4 protein-coding genes are annotated in these 4,200 nt (G+C 71.9%); 2 read left to right on the top strand and 2 right to left on the bottom strand.

Features of this window, described 5'->3' with window-relative positions; translation table 11 throughout:
- Positions 1-590, bottom strand: a 590-nt coding sequence (locus tag AB0C29_RS36525) for a DUF3492 domain-containing protein (protein ID WP_360830309.1), incomplete at its 3' end; no start/stop codon positions are given.
- Between the two features lie 132 nt (positions 591-722).
- Complete coding sequence (locus tag AB0C29_RS36520; RefSeq protein WP_360830306.1) at positions 723-1,454, bottom strand: CAP domain-containing protein; 732 nt, start codon at positions 1,452-1,454, stop codon at positions 723-725.
- Between the two features lie 431 nt (positions 1,455-1,885).
- On the opposite strand from AB0C29_RS36520, the gene AB0C29_RS36515 reads away from it, so the two are divergent.
- Complete coding sequence (locus AB0C29_RS36515) at positions 1,886-2,080, top strand: hypothetical protein (protein ID WP_125804837.1); 195 nt, start codon at positions 1,886-1,888, stop codon at positions 2,078-2,080.
- A 257-nt stretch (positions 2,081-2,337) separates the two neighbouring features.
- Positions 2,338-4,200 (top strand): AAA family ATPase (locus AB0C29_RS36510; protein ID WP_360830303.1); only part of this gene is annotated, 1,863 nt, incomplete at its 3' end.

The raw sequence follows: 4,200 nt of genomic DNA, 5'->3' as shown, positions 1-4,200 counted from the left end.
CCGGTCCGCCAGCGCCCGGCCAGGGCGGCCAGCAGCGGCGTCGTGCCGCCCACGCAGTGCACCAGGTCAACGGCAGGCACCGGTACGGACAACGCCCGCGCCGCGTGACGCAGCAGCGTGGCGGCGGTCCGGGCGTCACGCAGGGTGAGCCGCGGCAGCCGGTCCTCACTCGCCGACGTCCGCCCGGTACGCCACGCGTCGAGCAGCACGTCGGTCAGCGGCACCGAGTTCAGCGGGTGGTCGGCCGACTCGGCCAGCACCGAGAGCCCGAGCAGCCCCTTGGCGAACAGGTCGTCGGCCGCCTTGGGCTCGGCCTCACTGAGCAGTCCCCGGCACAGCAGGACGGCCGCGGCGGTGGCGTTGTCGTCGCTGCCCGGCCGGCGCCTGATCTCGCGGCTCAGCGGCACGGCCCGGGCGGACGCGACGTGGCGGGGCAGCGGGTACGCCGGCCCGCCGGGTGGTTCGCGGTCGGTGACGGTCAGCAGGTCGAAGGTGTACCGGCCGAGGCCGTCGACGAGCGTGCGGCACCAGCCGCCGAGGGCGTCCCGGCGGAACGGGTAGCCGCCCCCGGTGAGGAGACAGATGCGCATGCGGTCAGCACCACGGGCGCGACGGGGGTGTTATCACGATGGCTGCAACGACGCAGCGGCGAAAAGTAACGGGAGCGTGTCACCTAGGCGACAGTCGGTCGCACTATTTGTCTGTTTTTCGGAGCTATTTGCTCAAGAACGTCCGAAAAGCTGGCCCCACACGATCGTGCCGTCCACGCCCTTGACCGCACCCACCCCGAGCGCCTTGAAGTCGCAGTTCAGGATGTTGGCCCGGTGCCCGTCGCTGTTCATCCAGCTCGTCATGACGTCGGCGGCGTCGCGCTGGCCCCGGGCCACGTTCTCGCCGCCGGGGTCGTTGTAGCCCTGCTCCTTGGCCCGGGTGACGAAGTCCCGTCCGTCGTCGCTCACGTGGCTGATGTACAGGTCACCGTGGGTGCCGAGCTCCTGGACGTGCAACCGGATGGCCGCCCGTAGCTTGGTGTTGAGCTCCACCGAGCCGCAGCCGGCCCGGTCCCGCTCCACGTTGACCAGCCGGATGACCTCGGACTCCTGGGCGGCCAGTCCGGCGCCGACCTTCGGGGCGCTGGTGGTCGGCTTGCGGGTCGGCGTCTTCTTGACCACCGGCTTCCTAGTGGCCGGCTTCTTCGTGGCCGTCCGGCTCGGCTTGGGCGCCGCGGTGGACGGGGTCGCCGCCGGCGACGAGGGCGGTGGGGCCGAGGGCCGTGCCACCCCGGTGCCGGGTGCCCCGCCACCGGCACCCGGCACCAGGGCGGCGACGGCAGCTTCAGGGTGCTCGGCCGCGGTGCCCGAGCCGGTGAAGCTCGAGGGCAGCAGTGCGGCTCCGGCGCCGACCACGGCGAGCAGGGCGGTCACGGAGAGGCCGAAGGTCACGGGCGACGGCATCGCCTGCCGGTCGCGGTGTCGCCCGGTCGGTCTCTGGTCGGCTGGCCCCTGCACGTCGTGCCTCCGTGGTCCTCGAGGGATCGAGAGGTTTCGACCCGGGTGACGGTAAGCAGCCGCGCGCGGCCCGGGCAAACCGGCTAAGAAAGAAATAAGTCCTGGATAAGGCCCGCGGGGTGGCGTGATTCACTGGTCAGGCGGGTGCCACGCGGTTCACACGGCTTGACGGACTGTGGGTATCAGCGCACCATGGAGGTGTCGCCAGTCGCGCCCATCTGTGTCCAGTCGAGTCCTGGACATGGAAAATCTGCATCCACAGCACGTCCCCGGGTGCAGGAGTTTGTGCTCACGCGTGTCCGTGGGCATAACTGTGTGCGGTACCACTGGGCGCGCGTTTGGCCGGCCTTTCCGGCAGCGCTTTACAAGGAGACGAAATGGCGAAGGCCCTCTACGGCCACGTAGGTGCGGCGCCCGACCGGCGCCTGCTCGACGAGGTCACCCGACTGCGTTCCAGGGTGCAGGCTCTGGAGTTCGAGATCACCCGCCTCCGGGCGGAGAACGATCGTCTCGCGGCCGCCGCCGCGGAGGCAGACGATCTTCTGCGGCTGACCGAGCCGGCGCTGACCTGAGCTTCACCGGGCGCCGTGACCCGGCGCCCACATCCCCTCGCACCACGTGACGCACCCCGCAAAGCGCGCCTCCACAGCACCAAGTGGCGGCGCGCATCTTTTTGCTCCTTCTGCGCCGCGCCCGTAGCGCCAATTCCGACAAACGCGCCGGCTCGGGTCGAGACCGGCATGATCCGGGACGCGCGGCGTGCACGGACATGGCGTGCGCCTGCGGGTAACCTGCTGACCAGCAGACCACCGCCGACCCCCGGAGATCCGTGCACCTCAAGAGCCTGACGGTGAAGGGTTTCAAATCCTTCGCCTCCGCTACGACGCTGCGGCTGGAGCCGGGCATCACCTGTGTGGTGGGCCCCAACGGCTCCGGCAAGTCCAACGTCGTCGACGCCATCGCGTGGGTCCTGGGTGAGCAGGGCGCCAAGGCGCTGCGCGGCGGCAAGATGGAGGACGTCATCTTCGCCGGCACCGCCGGGCGGGCCCCGCTCGGCCGCGCCGAGGTGACCCTGACCATCGACAACGGCGACGGCGCCCTGCCCATCGACTACACCGAGGTCTCCATCACCCGCCGGATGTTCCGCTCCGGCGAGAGTGAGTACGAGATCAACGGCAGCTCCTGCCGCCTGCTCGACATCCAGGAGCTGCTCAGCGACTCCGGCATCGGCCGTGAGATGCACATCATCGTCGGCCAGGGCCGGCTCGACGCGATGCTGCACGCCAAGCCCGAGGACCGCCGCTCCTTCATCGAGGAGGCGGCCGGTGTCCTCAAGCATCGCAAGCGCAAAGAGAAGGCGATCCGCAAGCTCGACGCGATGCAGACCAACCTCAACCGGCTCAACGACCTCACCGCCGAGCTGCGCCGCCAGCTCAAGCCGCTGGGCAAGCAGGCCGAGGTGGCCCGCCGCGCGGCCGGCATCCAGGCCGACCTGCGCGACGCCCGGCTGCGGCTGCTCGCCGACGACCTGCACACCCTGCGCACCACGCTGGACAAGGAGATCGCCGACGAGTCGGCGATGCGCGAGCGCCGCCAGCAGGTCGAGGAGGAGAACCGCGAGGTCCAGCGCTGGCTCGCCGACCTCGAGGCCGCGCACGCCGAGGACGCGCCGCTGCTGGCCGCCGCCCAGGACACCTGGTACAAACTCTCCGCCCTGCAGGAACGCTTCCGCTCCACCGAGCAGCTGGCCTCCGAGCGGCTGCGGCACCTCGCCGCGGCGCCGGACGACGAGCGTACGGGCCGCGACCCGGATCAGCTCGAGGCCGAGGCGGAACGGGTCCGGGAGCAGGAGGAGGAGCTGCGCGAGGCCCTCACCGAGGACCAGATGCGGCTGGCCGAGGCGGTCGAGCACCGCCAGGAGCTGGAACGGCAACTGCTGCAGGCCGAGGGTGCGCTGCGGGCCGCCGCGAAGGCGATCGCCGACCGCCGCGAGGGACTGGCCAAGCTCACCGGCAACGTGAACGCGGCCCGGGCCCGTACCGGAAGTGCCGCCGAGGAGATCGAGCGGCTCGCGGTCGCCCACAACGACGCCCTCATGCGGGCCGAGGCCGCCCAGGCTGAGGTCGACGCGGTGTCCGCGGAGTCCACCGAGGCCGATCGCGACAACGCCGAGCTCGACGAGCGGCACGCCGAGGCCGTCGCCGCGCACGACCGCGCGGCCGCGGTCGTCAAGGAGCTCTCCGACGCCGAGCGGGCGGCCGAGAAGGACGCCGCCAGCTGGAAGGCCCGCGAGGAGGCGCTCGCCCTCGGCCTGCGCCGTAAGGACGGTGCCGGCGCGCTGCTCGGCAAGGCCGATCAGATCCCCGGCCTGCTCGGCAGCCTGGCCTCGATGCTCACCGTCCGGCCCGGTCACGAGGCCGCGCTGGCCGCGGCCCTGGGCGTGCTGGCCGACGCGGTCGCGCTGACCGGCATCGACGAGGCCGTCGAGGCCATGCGGACCCTGAAGATCGCGGACGCCGGCCGGGCCGCGCTCGTGGTCGCCGCCCCGGCCGCGCCGGGCATGCAGGGCTCGCTCGACAGCCTGCGCCCGGCTCTGCCGGAGGGCGCCGTGTGGGCGCCCGATGTCATCGACTGCCCGGACACCATCCGCCCGGCGCTGAACAAGGCGCTGCGCGACGTCGTCCTGGTCCCC

The organism is Actinoplanes sp. NPDC048791, from assembly GCF_040650095.1.
Lineage (GTDB): Bacteria > Actinomycetota > Actinomycetes > Mycobacteriales > Micromonosporaceae > Actinoplanes.
The sequence above is the reverse complement of the archived record's forward strand: the minus strand, read 5'-3'. Positions and strand labels throughout refer to the sequence as shown.